Below are 18,289 nucleotides of genomic sequence, written 5' to 3' on the forward strand. Positions count from 1 at the left end.
TCTTGGGATGTCAAGATACTGAGAGCTTCGTCATAGGCAATCTTTGCCTGTGGCAGGCATAATCGTAGATAGATGAGAATATCGGGAAAATTTCTTTTACTACTTATAAGCCTTTTGGCAACACTTCCTATTTGGCTGTCGCCCTATCCCCCGATGTCTGATTTACCTCAGCATGCGGCACAGATTGCGCTGCTCCAGGATTTGCACAACCCCAACTTTGCCTTCGCGTCGTTATACCGGATCCATTGGTTCACGCCCTATCTATTCGGCTACATGCTGGTATATGCGGTAGCTTCGTTGACCGGAATTGCGATGGCCTGCAAGATTGTTGTGGCTCTTCTATTGGTCGCTGTTCCGTTAACAACGGCGCTGCTGTTGCGCTGGGCTGGTATCGATAGATTCTGGGCAATCCTTACAATTCCCGGCTTATATGGCTTCGCACTGCAATGGGGCTTCCTCAATTTTGTAGTCGCAGCACCTGTGGGGCTATTGTTTCTCTGCTTCGTGCTTTATCAGGCCAAGAACGTAACCGTTCCGAAGGCGGCACTCATTGCTGCCTGTACTATCGGGCTCTTTTTTTGCCATGCGCTCGTCTGCGCATTTCTGCTGCTCGTAGCCGGGGGATATACGCTACTTGAAATCCGTCCTGTTAAGAAAGCAGCACTCCTGCTGGCATCCTTTGCCGCAGTTGTTCCGGTAGCCGGGCTTTGGGCACATAATACGATGTCGAGTCCAGGGGCGAAGAGGCCGTCCCTCTTGGACCTGCATCTTTTCCAGACGGCTGAGCCTTATTACGCCTTTCTCTTGGACGCAACACCGCACCAGGGATGGGGACGCTTGAGCGGCTTTTTCCCACGCTTATTCGGTATGCGTGAGGCACTGCCCTCCCTACTGATCGGACTAGCGATTCTGGTGCTTCCCCTCCTTGCCGGTATGCGTCTTCAAAAAAGATTCAGTCGCTGGCTGCCTCTTTTAGTGTGTCTCGCGATCTTGTTCTTTCTGCCTGCCACGCTCTTCGGAACAGACTTCACTTACCAACGGTTTGCCGTCTTTCTGCTGCCCATGTTTCTTCTCGTGCTGAAACCGGCAGATGCCGAAGGTAGAAAAACACAATGGGCAAAAGCTGCAGCGATTCTCCTTGTTGTGGGCTGTGTCGCCAACTTTTCTTACCGGACATGGGATTTCGGAAAACAGGCAAAGCAGTTCCGGCAACTCGAAGCACAGATGCAACCCGGACAGAGAACTTTGTCCATGGTGTTCAACTATGACCATGAGCTGTTTCTCTCTCCCCTCTTCCTACACTTTCCAAGCTGGTATGCGGCAGAGAAGGCCGGGGTCGTCGATCCCAGTGTTGCCATGATGCATCCGGAGTTGGTTGTTTATCGGGAAGGGAAAATACCACATGCCGTGCTCTGGGATTTCGAATGGAACCCGGATGAATTCGAGTGGCAGGAGTTTCATGGGGACCTCTATCGGTACTTTGTTGTCAAAGCCGATCACGATATCTCGTCAGAGTACTTTGCCAAGGCACCCTGTACCATTCAGCTCCGGTATCACGTGGGGGAATGGTGGCTCTATGAGAGGATTGGAGCCTGTCCTGCTACGCCTCAGGAAGAATAAGCTATAGCGTCTTTTCGATGATGAAACGCGGGCGTCCTTTGGCCTCTGAATATACCTTCGCAAGGTATTGGCCAATGACGCCCATGCAGAAGAGCTGGATTCCTCCAAGCAGATAGATAGGAATCACAATAGATGCCCATCCCGGTACCGCAGCCGGATTGAGAATCCTCACCCACAGAGCCCAAAGCGCCATCATGAAGCTGGCAATCGAAACCAGCACCCCAAGCACGGTAATAAGCTTCAGCGGTATCTCAGAGAAGGATGTGATTCCTTCTATCCCTAAAGCCAACATCTTTGCAAAGGGATATTTGGATTTCCCAGCAAAGCGTTCTCGACGATCATAGGCAACTACTGCCGAACGGAAGCCAAGCTGAGGAATCAATCCTCGCAGAAATAGATTGGTTTCTTTATAGCTATCCAATGCCAGAATGACACGACGGCTCAACAATCGATAATCGGCATGATTAAAGACAAGCTGAACACCCATCCGCTGTAGCAGGCGGTAGTAAGCTTCCGCAGTAGAGCGCTTAAATAACGTATCGGTACTGCGTTCGCGGCGGATTCCGTAGACAATCTCCGCACCGGCACAATACTCATTCACCATGCCACGAATTGCTTCCAGATCGTCCTGCAAATCGGCATCGATGCTAATTACAGCGTCTCCAGGAACATTCAACAAACCCGCAAGCAGAGCGGCCTGATGTCCATAGTTCCGAGAGAGCTTGATTCCATGGATAAAGCTGTTCTGTGAGGACAGTTCTTCGATCAGCTGCCAGGTACGATCATTCGACCCATCGTCCACAAAATAGGCAGCAGCTTCGTCAATAAACCGATTCTGTAACAAATCTTGCAGCAGAGCAGTCAGGCGAAAGGAGGTTTCCGTCAGAACCTCTTCCTCGTTATAGCAAGGAATAACGATCGACAGCTGATGCAGGGATCGCCTGGCAACAGGGCCGGACTCTGTTTGACTCACAACAGACTTGTTTTGTACTGACGTTTCCATTTGCTCGCTACAGGGCTGCTTTTTTCTGCTTCAGAATCCCTCGGTATGTGAGGATACACCGGTGCTTCAAGATCGCGACTTTCGATAAAGAGGAAGGTGGCAATAAAGAAAGAATCCCACACCTGAGCCCATAGAACAGGCTCCAGACCTTTGGTATCGGCTTTCCATCCGGAATCGCAGTCGCAGCAACAGCAGCCGGAAGTGAGGGAATCTCCCTCTCCGCTACATACAGGATTACGTTGTGCCGGTACCAGCACTCCACATCCGCATTTCCCCGGATTGCCGGACGGACAAAGTCAAAGGGCTTATATCCGTGCTTGGCAAAAAGAGCACGCCAGTATTCGAACGACTGTTCATTGAGATGGTTCTCACCACCCTGTCCCGGAGGCGCGGCAGAGAACAATACCTTGCCGCTATGCCTGACAAGATTTTCGACCATTGTGGCAGCAGCGGGCTTCGGCAGATGTTCTGATACTTCCAGGCATTGAACCAGATCGAATTGCCGCTTCAGATCGAAGGGCTGGGTGAGGTCATGAGGCTGGAAATGATCGGCTGGAATCAGCAAAGACTCAGGCAGGACGTAGTCCCCATCAATTCCCATATAGTCTTCGAGGGGCTGGTTACGATACGCACTCAACCACGCACCCGCTCCACAGCCCACATCCAGTACGCTCCGTAGCCCCAGAGCGTTGACTACCAGTGGAACAACTTTTTGCGCAGATCGAATCGAGCCTTCCTGGATGTACCGGAAGAACTCATTGTCGTAAACATAACCGTCGGATTTCTTCATTAGCACCTGGGAGCCGATATCTCCCGCCGCCTCTCATTGCAAAGCGGAGCACCGGCTCATACCTTTATGTGTGTGTTGCAGCTCTTGCCGCAAAAGGCAGGACGACCTAAAGACTCCTGACCCACACATTAATGCTACATGCTTACGACGGTTTTGGAACAATCCTGAAAAACACACCATTCCAGGGCTGAATTCGCCTCAGATCCGGATGAATATCTTATTCCGGTACATCCAGTACAAAGCTAGCCAGTAGCACAGCATCACGCCGATTCCCAGCATCAGTGGCTCCATCGATGCCCCGATAACCTGAAAGACCCTGTATCCAAAGTGAATATGGAGATTATTGACGATGAACCCCTCCCAGAGATGGGCCATCATGTAGGCGGCGATAGAGTTCATCCCTACAATGACCAGTGGAAAAGCCCAGCGACGATTGCCTTTGACATCAATCAACCAGGAAAAGGCAACAAGGAAATAGAAGCAGAGGCCGCCGCTGAAGAGCGTCCAGCTCGGCGTCCAAATGCGCTTCACAATGGGGCAGATACCGAGAAAATGCAGCATCAGACTGCCGAGAATCAGCGCTGAACCAACAAGGAAGAAGCGTTTTAAGGGAATCTTCGGAGAAGAGGCCCGGAACCACTCTCCGGCAAAGAGCCCCAGCAGCATCGTCCCCAACGTCGGGATAAAGCTGAGTGTGAGATAGCCCCCTTCGTTAAACCGGAATGGCGAAGAACGAGGGAAAAGGTTTAGGAACCAGAGATCGAAGGCCTGCCCAAGATTGCTGTTCTTGTTCCAATGAGACGCAAACCCTGTAAAGTTATGGTGCCAGTCCGGGGGCACTCCGACGGCAGCATAATCGAACCCCGGACCAGGTGCCGGATAGAGTGCCCAAGCCAGCCAATATCCAAACAGAATTGCTCCTAATGAGATCCATTGCCATTTGGGACGGCAGAAAGCCAATAGAAACGCAGCAGTGTAGCCGAGGCCGATCTGGGTTAAGGTGTCCTCAAAGGTGAAATAGGTCTGAGTATCATGAAGCGAACGGAGGAAGATTCCGAGAGCAATCAGGACGAAGCTTCTCCACAGCGTGTGAAAGAAAAGCTTCTTGACGCTGTCGCCTTTTCGAAGCCGGCTCTGGATGGAGTAAGGCAGGGCAACACCGACCAGGAAAGTAAACGAGGGCTGGATCATGTCGTGCAGCCCAAGGCCTGCCCACTCCACGTGCGTTTGGTTATAAGCCAGCACTCTCCAGAAAAGACTGTCCGGATGACTGTGGGAGACAGCCGCAAACTGCAGGACCTCCCCCATCATGAGCAGCATTACCAGTCCCCGATATGCGTCTACCGCGACATTGCGCGGCGGAGGCTTAAGAGTTGAGCTCTGGGAGACAGGCTGGCTATCGACCTTTTCTGTCTCGAAAGGTTGAGAGCTGACAACAGAATGCATCTGGGCCTCCGTTGCTTGTCGGGTCATTCTTTGAACGGAATGACCACGCACATATCAATGTTTGGTCTGCACCGAAACGAAAACTGTTCTAGAACTTGATATCACATTTCTATTTGTTATTAAAACTTTCTTTATATTTCTTATTTTCCGAGTAGCCGGTAGCCCGATTCACCCAGGATTTTGTTGGATAGTCGCTCAAACTTCAAGATATTTTGCGAAATATCGAGTAGATTTTCATTGACAGGTGAAAGCATTGATCCTAAACTCGGCCAACATACGAAAGTATTCGAAATAAATGGAAATATAAGAGTCAAATATCAAAACACGAAGGGAAGTTCCGATGCAATCCCTACATCGTTGTTCCGTTCGGGCCATCCTTACCCTACTGCTCCTTCCCTGTCCAATGTTCGCGCAGAAGGACACAGCTTCCATGACCGGCCAGGTGACAGACAGCTCCGGAGCTGTAGTTCCCGGAGCAAAGGTTGACGCCGTCAACCTGGAAACAAACTACACATATCACGCCGTCAGTAACACCACTGGAGAGTGGACAATCACTCCGGTGCGCATCGGCACCTATCGCGTCACCGTAACAGCGACAAATTTCAAGAAGGCTGAACTAGGACCACTCTCTCTCAACGTGCAGCAGAGGCAGCGTCTAGATGTAGAGCTTCAGCCTGGAGCCATCACACAAACTGTCGAGGTAGGTGCGGTTACCCCACTGCTAGAGTCCGAGACCTCGGACCGTAGCCAGCTGGTAGATAGCAAAACGATGGTGACGCTTGCACTGAATGGGCGAAATCCCGTTCAACTCGCACAACTCACCGCCGGAGTAACCATCAGCGAACCGGGATCTCGTGACGAGAACGGATACGGCTTCAGTGCAAACGGTGCCCGCTCGCTGCAGAACAATTTCCTTCTCGACGGCATTGATAACAACTCCAATCTTCCCGATCTGTTGAATGAAGCAAATTATGTGATCATGCCCTCGGTCGATGCTCTGCAGGAGTTTCGGGTGGAAACCAACTCCTATGCAGCTGAGTTCGGACGTGCCACAGGAGCTGTTGTAAACGCAACCATTAAAAGCGGCACAAATCAGTTTCACGGAGTTCTCTATGAGTTCGTGCGCAATCAGATGTTCGACGCACGAAACTACTTTGACTCCACGCTTCCGCCCTATCATCAGAATCAATTTGGAGCCACCGCCGGAGGTCCAGTCCTGCACAACAAGCTCTTCTTCTTCGTAGATTACGAAGGGCTGCGAGTGCGCCAGGGGCAAACTTACACCACTCTTGTACCGACAGATGCACAACGCGCAGGAGATTTCTCCAGCCAACTAGATCTCACGGCACCGACCACCGCTTTGGACTGCAATGGCCGTCCAACCTACGCTGGAGAGCTCTTCGATACGACACAAACACAAGCGAACGCATCAAGTGCAACAGGGTATTGCGGCGTTCCGTTCAGTTACTCAGCCGACGGGACCCCCTCGAATGCAATCCCTGCGTCCAAACTCGATGCCTTAGGTCTAAAACTTGCCACTCTTTACCCCAAGCCCAATGCCTCAGCATCCGGTTATAACTATCTTTCGAATCCAATCCTGATTCGAGATCGAAATCAGGGCGATGTACGTATCGACCAGGTAATTACACCAAACGATAATGCCTTCTATCGCTTCAGCATGGGCCGCCAGCCTTCTACGATTCCCAGCCCATTTACGGGCTTCGCAGATGGCGGCGGATTCTTCTCCGGCATCGAGCAAAACAACGGCTACAGCATCGCTGCAAGTGAAACGCACATCTTCTCACCGAAAAGAGTCAACGAATTCCGACTCGGATATAACCGCCTTCATTCCATTCGAGTGCAGTTCAATTACAACCAGGATGTATCGGCAGCATTAGGCTTCCCAGGCGTTCCCTACGCGAAAGGGACCTCCAATGGCGGCTTGCCGCAAATGACCTTCAATGACATGGCCACGCTCGGCAGCCCCACATTCCTGCCTTCGAATGAAATTCAGAACACCTATAACTTCTCCGATACCTTCACGCTGATTCAGGGCAATCACAGCTGGAAGTTTGGAGGGGAATACAGACCGGAAGAATTCACCATCTATCAGCCAGCCGCACCGCGTGGCTCTCTTAGCTTTGGCACACAGTTCACGGATAACCCAGCAGCGCAAGGCACGGGAGGCAGTGGCTATGCAACGCTGCTCACCGGACAGCCAAGCGGTGGCACGATCAACAACCTGAACAATGTCGATTATTTCCGAAAGGTCTTCGCATTCTTTGCTCAGGATGACTGGCACATAACGCCACAGCTCTCTTTGAATGCTGGCGTTCGCTATGAATTCTTCTCCCCTATTACGGAGAGACATAATTCGCAGGCTAACTTCAATCCTATTACCGGATTTCTCGATATTCCGCGCAGCAGTCATGTAAGCCTTACGCCGACATTGGCCCAGATTCTACCTGTAAATCACACCGCATCGAACAAGCTGATTCATTCCAACTGGAAGAACTTTGGACCGCGCCTGGGTTTGGCCTATCAGATCAATCCTAAATTCGTCTTTCGCGGGGGCTATGGAATCTTCTTTAATGGAGATGAAAGCGGCCCTTATAGTAATCCCAGCCCCGGATTCAATCCACCGTACTTCTCCAGCCAAAGCTATAACGCAGACTGCAGCCAATCTTCCTATCAAGGAAGCGCGCTGAACTGCTCCGTTCCCGGGCTGGAAAGACTAGCAAATGGCTTCCCCTCTACAGCACTTAGCGATCCCAATACCCCGAACATGTTCTCTTCGCAGATCAACCTGGCAACACCCTATGTTATGCAATGGCACGGCACTGTTCAGTACGAGATTAAGCAGGACACAATGTTTGAAATTGCCTATGTTGGCTCGAAAGGAACGAAACTCTATACCTTCTGGAATATGAATCAGGCAGCGCCCACGGCAGACGCTTCCGCCTCCTATGCCGAACGACGTCCCTTCCCCTATATCAATGCCAGCATCAACTACCTGAGTGGCGGCGGCTATTCCTCCTATAACGGACTACAGACCAGGCTGCAGCATCATTTTCGTGGAGGAATCATGGCGTTGGTCAACTACACGTACAGCCATGCCCTCGGCAATTCATCCAACGCCAACCTTGGTGCGCAAAATAACGACGGCTTCCGCTGGGGCAGACATCCAGAGTGGGAGTATGGCAATCTCGACTTCGATGTTCGTCATCGCTTCGTCTCCAGTTACACTTGGGATCTCCCTTTCGGCCATGGACGCTATTTTGCCTCGAAGGTAAACGCTCTAGCCGACACGCTGATTGGAGGCTGGCAACTCTCAGGTATCGTTACACTCTCCTCAGGCACCTGGTATACGGTCACAGACTCGAATGCCACCTTCTCCAACTCTGACGGACAGCAGAGACCCGATGTTGTTCCCGGACAGAAGGCGGACGGTAAACCCTGCGTGAAAGGTACATATTTCAACACCTGTGCCTTTACCGATCCTGCTCCTGGCTCCTTCGGGAACGCCAGCCTGAACAGCCTACGCGGCCCCGGCGTAGAAAACTGGGATTCCTCCGTGCTCAAGAACTTCTCCTTAGGGGAAAGCCGCCGCCTGGAATTTCGCGCAGAGTTCTACAACCTGTTAAACCACACGAATCTTCTCTTTGCTGCTCCTGGACCACAGAACTCGAACAATGCAACGGTCCTGGGCTCCTCAACCTTTGGCTTCGTCTCGGCTGCTCGTGCTCCCCGGCAGATTCAGCTAGGACTGAAGCTTTACTACTAAAACTTATTTTCCATCCCTACACGAACAGTTATGCTTCTTGGCAGAACTGTTCGTGTATTGTTTTGAGTGCTCTATCCAAGCATGTCTGGAGATACGATGACCGGTAAAGAATCGAATGGATTTGTTGAACTTTCGAGACGAGGTTTCCTGCGCTTAGGAACACTGGGTTCGGTAGGGCTTGCGCTCTCCCCCTCATATCTGGAAGGTGAAAGCACGCCCTACACAAGCATGATGAATGTTCCTTTTACACGTACAAATCCCAGGATCGGAATTATCGGAACAGGAAACCGGGGAACCAGCTTATTACAGAACCTACTCGCAGCCGATGCTCAAATCCTCGCACTCTGTGACGTGGTGAAGGAGAAAGCAGTGCATGCGCAATCACTGGTTGCAAAAGCTGGACAGAAAGCTCCGGAACTATACACCAACGGCGACCATGCCTTTGAAGCCCTCGTTGCGCGCGAAGACCTCGACCTGGTGATTATCGCCACGCCGTGGGACTGGCACGTAGAGATGGCGCTGGCAACCATGAATCATGGAAAGCACGCCGCTGTTGAAGTTCCTGCCGCTACTACCATCGAGGATTGCTGGAAGCTTGTCGACACCTCGGAGAAGACCCGCCGCCACTGCATCATGCTCGAAAACTGCTGCTACGGGTATAACGAAACCCTGGTGCTTCGCATGATCAAATCTGGAGAATTAGGGGATTTGCTCTATGGCGAAGGCGCATATATCCACGACTTGCGCGAAGAGCTCTTTGCGAATCAAGGGGAAGGCTTATGGCGCAGAACAGCTCACACACAGCGCGAAGGCAATCTTTACCCCACTCATGGTCTGGGACCAGTCGCAAACTATATGGGAATTCAGCGCGGAGACCGCTTCGACTACCTTGTATCCATGAGCAGTCCGCATCGTGGGCTTGAGTCCTATCGGCAAAAACATGTCCCCTCTTCCGATGCCAAATGGTCAGAACATTATGTAAACGGCGATATGAATATCTCCCTCATCAAAACTTCTAAGGGGTTGAGCATAACGGTAAAACACGATGTAACGAATCCTCACCCATATGACCGCATCAACACGATCGCTGGAACCAAGGGAGTATTTGCCGACTATCCTCCACGCATCTATATCGATGGACAAGAGGGAGGAGAAAAATGGGCATCTCTCGATAGCTGGAAGAGGTATGAGCATCCACTCTGGAAGAGTGAAGGAGAGATGGCAAAGAAGGTCGGTGGACACGGCGGAATGGATTACATCATGTTGTACCGGCTTCTCCAGTGCATGCGTGAGGGTCTAGTCCCCGACATGGATGTCTACGACGCAGCAGCCTGGTCGGCTCCCGGACCATTGAGTCGCCTTTCTGTAGAACAAGGAAGTAGTCCAATGAAGTTCCCCGATTTCACGCGTGGGCATTGGCAAGACAGGACAACATCTCCCATCGCACTCTAGAGCCTGTTATTAGCTTCTAGGGCAGAGGTAAAGGACACGGCTCCGGGCGTGTCCTGAGTTTGCTGACAAAGGTAGGCGTTGGACAAAAGAAGGTATTGTATCAGGGCCGGACTTTGAGTCCGGCCAACTTTCTCCCGGTAGGGAGAAATCTAAAATAGCCCAGGACGGAGCGAAGCGTAAGCGAGCGGAATCCTGGGTAACGTCGCATAAGAAAGATACCCGTCCCGGAGGGCCGGGGCGAAGACCAGCTTCGCAGGTATGAAACGAGTACCGCGTAACGCACACCTATTGGTCTCCGCTATTTCATTGTGTCTTTTCGACGCAAACCGTCTTAAGACCATCTGACGGAATTTCAAAACAGACTATGGTCTTACAGGGGAGACTTTGCGCGGGAACTATAGCATAGACTACGATCCCGATTCACGTGGGACGGATCTTCGTCCCGGCCCTTACGGGACGGGCCTTCTTTTCCTATCGACCGACCCAGGATTCCGCTTCGCTTCATCCTGATTACATGACAGCGTCGGCTCCCCCGACCGAGTAGAGTGGTTGCTAGCAAAACGACCAAACACTCGGGAAGAAAGGAGCCGAGATGCTAATTATAGGCTGTGATTTTCATCCGAAGTTCCAGCAGATTGCTTATATGGATACGGAGACTGGTGCATATGGTGAACGGCGGTTGTTACACATCCAGGAAGCCACGGCATTCTATGAATCTCTTCGTGGGCAGCAGGTACGCATAGGGGTAGAAGCAACGGGGAATTTTCGTTGGTTTCAGCGTTTGCTAAGTGGTTTAGGGCATCTATTGTTGCTCGGAGATCCAAGCCAGATTCATGCTTCTTCACCGCGCAAGCAGAAGACCGACAAACGGGATGCCCGACATATTTTAAAGCTATTGGTGGAAGATCGTTTTCCTGCAGTTTGGCAGCCACCAATGGACAACTTAGAAATACGCCAGTTACTACGGCATCGCGATTGGGTGGTACGTATGCGCACCAAGGTCAAGAATCAATTGGATAGTTTGGCCAAGAACGAGGGGTTGTTGGGAGCACGCGTTTGGTGCGCCCAACGTCGCCAGCAAATCGAAGCTTTGCCGTTAAGTGGATGGCGGCAACAACGGCGGCAAGATCTGCTTGCTCTGCTGGAAGATCTGAACCAGAAGGTGGAGCCTTTAGATGAAGCCGTTAAACAGTCCGCCCAAGAAAATGCGGCGGCCAGGCTGTTGATGACACATCCGGGAGTTGGGCCGATAGTTTCGCTGGCCTATGTACTAATCATCGGTGATTGGCGACGTTTTCCGCGAGGCAAACAAGTATCCAGTTATCTGGGATTGATTCCTGGCGAAGACTCCAGTTCCGATAAACGCCGTTTGGGCAAGATTACCAAGCAAGGCAATACTCTGCTGCGCTGGTTGTTGGTGGAGGCTGCAAGTAAAGCCCATAAAGATGATCCGGATTGGCATCGGATCTATCTACGGTTATCGCTCAGCAAGCATCATGGCGTAGCCAAGGTGGCAATTGCCCATAAGTTAGCAGTTCGACTGTATTGGATGTTGCGCTCCGGGCAGACTTACGAGCAAGTCAGAGAGCGCGGTTCGCATGCGGGGCAGTCCGACTAGCCCAGTGGAGCGGCTTAGGCCGACATCCTGATTGGACGCCCCGGCTCCCCTGTTTGGGGAGTTCGAACAAGGAATCATGGAGTAGTACCGGACCGAATACATGGTTGGTGGAACCTTATCGGTTGCCATCGAGAGTGATTATTTGACAGGCGAGCTTGGTCGTTTTGGAAAAACAAAAGCGGCGCCAAATATGGAAGGAGTCTCAGAGAAAGAACTCTGAGCCTCCTTCCCTTAATGAGGCTGGGGTGTGGCAAGGCCGGCGTCAAGGGTCAAGATGAACGCAAAAGACGGCGCCCTTGACTCCGTCCTCGCCACACCGAGGTGGCTTTTACGCGTTTTTTCAGCAATGACCCAAAAAGAAACGAAAGAATGTCAAAAACATCTGTTGACAAAGCCGACGCTGTCATACATGGGCTATTCTCGTATGCTCCCTAACGGGAGAGAAAACAAAACTAATAGAACGCGAGACTCCACCCTCTATCCGTAACTCCTCGAGGTGCAAACGTGATTGCCGCAACCTTCACCTTTGCCATCCTTCGAACAAAGCGCCATGATCAATCATCGAAATCCGGGCTCCAGTTTCATCTTTCGCGGGTCGGAATCACCGGTGCGGGACTGACACAAACCACGCCCCTGAAGTGGAGCTAGATTTGTCAGAAGTCTGAGGACACGGCTCCGGCTGTGTCCTTCCTTAAACTTTGTGCGCTCCTTTCTCGGCAGTTCCTTTTGACACTTCTGTCATAAACCCAAGAGATTCAGAAATCGCCAGACTTCTGCCCGTTAACCTTCAAGCCGATGGGCCGAAGGTTGTGTGCATTGTCACTGAATAAACAATCCGTTAAGCGTAAGCGAAGGAGATAGAAACCTACATTGTCCCAGAGGCAGGAGAGATGCGCCAGCGGAGCGATACAAGCCGTCGGGAATATATGAAAGACAAGGAACAGAACGACACGCTATTTACACAAGAAGCCAGGTTCTATCAGAAACTTCCCAATAAGAAGATCAAATGCACTCTTTGCCCCCGTGGCTGCACGGTCGGAGATAAAGAACGCGGCTATTGTGGAGTACGTGAGAATCGCGGAGGCCAGTACTACACTCTTGTTCACTCACGCATTTGTGCCGCACATGTTGATCCGGTAGAAAAGAAGCCTCTCTTCCACTACCTTCCCGGGAGCCTCGCCTTCTCTATAGGAACAGCGGGCTGTAATGTAAATTGCAAATTTTGCCAGAATCGGGATATCTCGCAAAGTCGTCCGGAACAGATTCCCTCAAATCACATTCCACCTCGAACAGCCGCAGAACTAGCTAAGGAATACAACTGCCCGACGATTGCATACACCTATAGCGAACCGACTGTCTTTGCCGAATATGTAATGGATACGGCCGATGCTGCTCATGAAAATGGAATTCGCAGCATCGTTATTTCAAACGGCTACATGCAGGAAGAAGCACTAAAGACAGCCTATGCAAAGGTTGATGCCGTCAAGATCGATCTCAAGGCATTCTCCGAGACTTATTATCAGAAAATCGTTACAGGCGAACTAAAGCCAGTCCTGAACTCACTGGTCGCGCTCAAAAAGATGGGGCGATGGACAGAGATTGTCTATCTTGTGGTGCCATCACTGAATGACAGCGAAGCTGAGTTCACGGGATTGGCCCGCTGGATCAAGACAAATCTCGGCACTGACGTACCGCTCCACTTCACACAATTTCATCCCGATTATCTATTAAAGAATCTCCCCATTACTCCTGTAGAGACACTCGAGCGGGCTAAGGCAATTGCCGATGCAGAGGGCTTGCATTACGTATATGTCGGTAATGTTCCGGGACATCCTTCTGAGAACACTTACTGTCCGAAATGCCACCATCTGCTCGTAGAGCGCACAGGATTCATGGTGAAACAGATGCTAATCCGTAAAGGTGCTTGCCCGTTTTGCCACCAGACGATTGCAGGCCTTTGGCACTCGTAGGCAGGAAAGGAAGGCATACATATGGATCTAAAAACGTATTCGGGAATATGGGTCCCATCAATATTTATGTGCATAGTACTACCAGCAATCAAGACTTGGCGAAACACCGATAGCGTCCACGCAACTACGCAGAGAACACCGGCAGTTGCAGGAAGCTTTTACCCTGCAGATCCAGAAGAACTCACCGCCATGATGGATACGATGATGGCAAAGGTATCCGAAGTTCCGATTTCTGGAGACATCTACGCGGTTGTTGCACCTCATGCCGGATATCAGTACTCGGGGCCGGTCGCAGCCTATACCTTTGCTGCCTTGAAGGGTCGCAAATTCTCACGGGTAATCGTAATTGCACCCTCGCACTACGAAGCCTTCGATTTCACCTCTGTCTATGACGGCGGTTCCTATCAGACTCCTCTAGGAACTATTCCAGTCGATCATGAGTTTGCAGTACAGTTGGCAAAATCCAGCCGTACGATCAAGCTTTCCAGCCACGGGCACACTCCGACTCCTCAAGGCGGCGAACATGCTATAGAAGTTGAGCTACCGTGGTTACAGAAGATACTCGGCAACTTCAGCCTTGTTCCAATTGTGATGGGAGCACAGAGTTATGAAAATGATCGAGCACTGGGCATTGCCTTGGCGAAGATGATTCATGATCGCGATACGCTTATCGTTGCCAGCTCCGATCTTTCCCATTACCACACCTACAACGAAGCCGAAAAGATGGATCGCAACATGCTTTCTGCGCTCCAGGACTGGGACTATTTCAGCATGTCGCGTAACTTCGACATGCGCATTTGGGAAGCTTGCGGTGGAGGACCTATTGTAGCGGCAATGATTGCCTCAGAACGCATGGGCGCCAATCAGACACAATTGCTTCGTTATGCCAATTCTGGCGATGTAAATGGAGATCGAACCAGAGTTGTCGGCTACTCAGCCGTAGTAATGACAAAAGACCAATCCCACACTCTAAAAGAAAGATCCTTTTCATTAAGTGACGCAGAAAAGAAAGAGCTACTGACAATTGCAAAGGAATCCGTCGAACATGCTGTACGGAATAAGCAAGCCTACGAACCTCCAGTAATTTCGAGCGACATATTGAATCGGGAACGCGGAGCCTTTGTAACCCTCAAGAAATCCGGCGATTTGCGAGGATGTATCGGGTATACCTCTCCCAGCAAGCCGCTTTATCTAACCGTGCGAGATACGGCAACGATGGCAGCGTTACGCGATCCCAGATTTGTTCCCGTCTCAGTTTCAGAGTTGCCTCAGCTTGAATACGAGCTATCGGTGCTCTCCCCTTTGCGGCGCATAACAGACATCCAACAAATAAAAGTCGGACGCGATGGTCTCCTCATCAAGAATGGGGAACGGGAAGGGTTGCTGTTGCCACAGGTTGCAATAGATCAGAGATGGGATCGGGAAACATTCCTGAACCAAACGTGCATAAAAGCCAGGATGGATCCCGACTGCTGGAAAAGCGAGAAGACCGACATCTTTGCATTCACAGCTGAGGTGTTTGGAGATGAGGAGTGGAAAACTCATACACCTGGACAACCCGGTCCCAGGTAATTGCCTATTTCAGCAAAGCGCTGCCCTCGCAGCCTAACGCCACAAAAGAATTCCCCCAAAAACATTCGACTGTACCTTGATGAAACATTTTGGCAAGCGCTCTCGAGTATTCTAAATAGAACATCAACTGCCATCTTTTCAATGGGATAACGCGAGAGGACTGTCTCGCGCCCTTCGAGGACGAATTTTCGCCCATTCTCCATTCAGAGCCTACACGCGCGGACGAAATGGCCGCGACCCGTACAGATCGAGGGATGTAAATGATTGACCGCAGTCGCCCAATATTGAATTCTGAATTTCACCTTTTCTCTTCCATACCGAGTTGTGCCGCGTGGACGCGGCTTCGCGGGTTGCTTAGGCGAACGCTGGGCATGGCTGCCCTCTGCCTGCTGGCCGCTCCGACCTGATCGACATGATCCGAAAAGTCCGAGATCCTTGTTTCCGAAGTTAAAGACCTCGGGAACAAGGATCAAGACATTGGTCAGATGATATGTATGTTCGCATGGTGGACGATCTGAGGCGAGGAGCTGATGACAATCCCACCGTGGGCATCATTCCATGTACGCACAAAGATGTCTCAGTTGTTCAATACTCCGTGCTGCATGAGCGTTCAGCTAGAGTATTTCCCGAAAAGATATAGACCGAGGCAATAGAAGTTGGCGCGGCTTTCCGCCAAAGACCGGGGTCCCTAGCAAATCTGTCTTTGGTTTGCTGTGGTGGAAAGAAAGCCGCTCTTCACCTTATTTGCAAAGTTCACAGTATTTCGGGAAATGCTTTAAAGTCGGGAAGTATAATCCCATTCTTGAATTGTTTTGTAAGCGGAGGAGTCCAAACCTCCGCTTCTAGAACGGCGTGTCAAAAGGAAAAACTACAATGAGATTCTCTACAGCCGGGTTTGGGGGCTTGACGACTGGGCGATACGCCTTCTCTTTCTGGAAACATCTTGGAAAATCGTGTTCCATACCGGCCATCTTGGTTCTTGCAGCTATGAGTCTTGCTCCGGTGGAGGCACAGCAACCTTCCGGTTCAGGAACATCCGCGGCAAAGCCAAGCATGCCGCAACAGGGGGGAATGGCAACCGCCGGTGCTCAGAAAGCAGAATTCGACAGTCAGCATCGTCCAATCACGGCGGGCGGTTTCGTAAAAACCGGACCAGTCGTCTTCATGGACATAGCGGAGAAGGCCGGACTGGCAAAGTGGCAGAACAAGACCGGGACCCCGGCTAAAAAGATCATTGTCGAAGCCAAAGGATCTGGAGTCGCGCTGCTCGATTATGACAATGACGGTTGGCTCGATATCTATCTGGTAACCGGATCGACCTTTGAAGCAGTGGAAGGAAAGGCACCGTCCCCCAAAGCGGCCCTATTCCATAACAATCACGACGGAACCTTTACCAATGTTGCGGACAAAGCCGGTGTCACCAATGACCGCTGGGGACTGGGTGTAGCCGTAGGCGACTACGACAATGACGGCTGGCCGGATCTCTATGTTGCGAATCTCGGAAAAAATCGTCTTTACCACAACAACCACGACGGAACCTTTACCGACGTAGCGGAAAAGGCAGGTGTCACTCTCGATAGTGGCTCCCCCAGCATTGCGATAGACCACACCGGCGTCACCTTTGGAGATTATGACGGAGATGGAAAGCTGGACATCTTTGTCGCAGGCTATATTCGCTACGATTTCGAGCACCCGCCTATCTCCGGGACGAAGACCGTCAACTATGCTTTCTGTCAGTATCGCGGGGTTGAGGTTATGTGCGGGCCGCGTGGACTAAAGGGCGGAGAGGATCATCTACTCCATAATAATGGGGACGGTACATTCACAGACGTAAGTGCAAAAGCAGGAGTTACCGATCCGAATGGTTACTACGGCTTAGGAGCCTTGTTTGTCGACGTAAATGGAGATCGCAAACCCGATTTGCTGGTTGCTAACGACTCCACTCCAAACTACCTCTACATCAATAAGGGCGACGGCACATTCGACGACCAAAGTTACCTTAGTGGTTATGCACTAAATCAGGACGGCCGCGAAATCGCCAATATGGGAATCGCTGCTGGCGATTATGAAAACAATGGCCATCTAAGCCTTGTAAATACCGACTTTGCGGACGATTACAATGTTCTCTTTCATAATGATGGAGAAGGCAACTTTACCGACCTCGGCTATCGCACCGGAATAGCTTCGGCAAGCATTCCGTTTGTAGGTTTTGCCGACGGTTTTCTCGACTACGACAATGACGGGTGGAAGGATCTTATGATCCTGAATGGCCATGTTTATCCGGAGGTAGATAAGCATCCGGATTGGGGAATGAGTTACGCACAAAGACCACTACTCTTTCACAACTTGGCTAACGGCAAGTTCGAATTGGTTCCTCCTGTTGAAGGTACAGGCCTTGCGGTACTCAGCGTAAGCCGGGGCGCTGCTTTTGGCGATCTCTTTAACGATGGCAAGATCGATGTAGTAGTCAATAATCTCGACGGACCGCCAATACTCCTTCAAAATGTCAACTCCGATCACCATCACTGGGTCGAAATAAAGCTCATAGGAGGAGCGAAAGGTCCTCGCGATGCGGTTGGCGCTACGGTTTATTTAACTGCCGGGGGCATCCGCCAGCGCGCCGACGTTCTCAGCGGTGGCAGCTACATCTCCAGCAATGATATGAGGGTCCATTTCGGGATAAAGGACGCGACCACGATTGATGCCGTAGAAATCCAGTGGCCAGACGGAACAGTGGAGAAACCCAAGCTCCCCAATATCGACAGGATCTTCACCATTGAAGAGGGAAAAGGTATAGCGGGCGAACTCTGTACTACGTGCAAAGCCGAAAAGAAATAGCACCCGCACAGGAAACTCCGAAACCGCCCGTAAACATTCTTGTTTACGGGCGGTTTTGTTCATACCGGCCCGCCCCAAATTCAAGCTCGAATAGAGATCTCTCTGGCAAGCCAACCAGCTTTTATCTCTCGCTGCATAGAACAGTCCGCAATCTCTATAATGAACGCGACCATGTCTGCCCTAAATTTTCGCCGTT

At 51.1% G+C, this 18,289-nt stretch carries 11 protein-coding genes; 8 read left to right on the forward strand and 3 right to left on the reverse strand.

Features of this window, described 5'->3' with window-relative positions:
• Positions 1 to 153: 153 nt before the first annotated feature.
• Positions 154 to 1,620 (forward strand): hypothetical protein, encoded by a 1,467-nt coding sequence (locus AC6I7T_RS10595; protein ID WP_497793359.1) that lies wholly within the window; start codon positions 154 to 156, stop codon positions 1,618 to 1,620.
• 1 nt (position 1,621) lies between these two features.
• Here AC6I7T_RS10595 and AC6I7T_RS10600 read toward each other — a convergent pair whose 3' ends face one another.
• The 3 genes from AC6I7T_RS10600 to AC6I7T_RS10610 all read right to left on the reverse strand — a co-directional run bounded on the left by AC6I7T_RS10600 (position 1,622) and on the right by AC6I7T_RS10610 (position 4,859).
• On the reverse strand, positions 1,622 to 2,623 hold the full coding sequence (locus AC6I7T_RS10600; RefSeq protein WP_497793360.1) for a glycosyltransferase family 2 protein: 1,002 nt from the start codon (positions 2,621 to 2,623) through the stop codon (positions 1,622 to 1,624).
• A 7-nt stretch (positions 2,624 to 2,630) separates the two neighbouring features.
• Positions 2,631 to 3,413, reverse strand: coding sequence for a methyltransferase domain-containing protein (locus tag AC6I7T_RS10605; protein ID WP_497794590.1), 783 nt, complete (start codon positions 3,411 to 3,413; stop codon positions 2,631 to 2,633).
• A 198-nt stretch (positions 3,414 to 3,611) separates the two neighbouring features.
• On the reverse strand, positions 3,612 to 4,859 hold the full coding sequence (locus AC6I7T_RS10610; protein ID WP_497793361.1) for an acyltransferase family protein: 1,248 nt from the start codon (positions 4,857 to 4,859) through the stop codon (positions 3,612 to 3,614).
• Between the two features lie 340 nt (positions 4,860 to 5,199).
• On the opposite strand from AC6I7T_RS10610, the gene AC6I7T_RS10615 reads away from it, so the two are divergent.
• The 7 genes from AC6I7T_RS10615 to AC6I7T_RS10645 all read left to right on the forward strand — a co-directional run bounded on the left by AC6I7T_RS10615 (position 5,200) and on the right by AC6I7T_RS10645 (position 18,093).
• Complete coding sequence (locus tag AC6I7T_RS10615) at positions 5,200 to 8,643, forward strand: TonB-dependent receptor (protein ID WP_497793362.1); 3,444 nt, start codon at positions 5,200 to 5,202, stop codon at positions 8,641 to 8,643.
• Between the two features lie 96 nt (positions 8,644 to 8,739).
• The gene (locus tag AC6I7T_RS10620) at positions 8,740 to 10,095 is read left to right on the forward strand and encodes a Gfo/Idh/MocA family protein (protein WP_497793363.1); all 1,356 of its coding nucleotides are present in this window, start codon (positions 8,740 to 8,742) and stop codon (positions 10,093 to 10,095) included.
• 592 nt (positions 10,096 to 10,687) lie between these two features.
• Positions 10,688 to 11,713, forward strand: coding sequence for an IS110 family RNA-guided transposase (locus AC6I7T_RS10625; RefSeq protein WP_497793364.1), 1,026 nt, complete (start codon positions 10,688 to 10,690; stop codon positions 11,711 to 11,713).
• Positions 11,714 to 12,603: 890 nt separating this feature from the next.
• Positions 12,604 to 13,683: an AmmeMemoRadiSam system radical SAM enzyme gene (amrS, locus tag AC6I7T_RS10630; protein WP_497793365.1), complete on the forward strand. Its 1,080-nt coding sequence runs from the start codon at positions 12,604 to 12,606 to the stop codon at positions 13,681 to 13,683.
• A gap of 21 nt (positions 13,684 to 13,704) precedes the next feature.
• Entirely contained in the window at positions 13,705 to 15,255 is a 1,551-nt protein-coding gene (amrB, locus tag AC6I7T_RS10635; RefSeq protein ID WP_497793366.1) for an AmmeMemoRadiSam system protein B, read from the forward strand.
• A 502-nt stretch (positions 15,256 to 15,757) separates the two neighbouring features.
• The gene (locus AC6I7T_RS10640) at positions 15,758 to 15,895 is read left to right on the forward strand and encodes a hypothetical protein (RefSeq protein WP_497794591.1); all 138 of its coding nucleotides are present in this window, start codon (positions 15,758 to 15,760) and stop codon (positions 15,893 to 15,895) included.
• 347 nt (positions 15,896 to 16,242) lie between these two features.
• Positions 16,243 to 18,093, forward strand: coding sequence for a CRTAC1 family protein (locus AC6I7T_RS10645; protein WP_497794592.1), 1,851 nt, complete (start codon positions 16,243 to 16,245; stop codon positions 18,091 to 18,093).
• Positions 18,094 to 18,289 lie beyond the last annotated feature (196 nt).

Source organism: Humiphilus diazotrophicus (genome assembly GCF_059726315.1).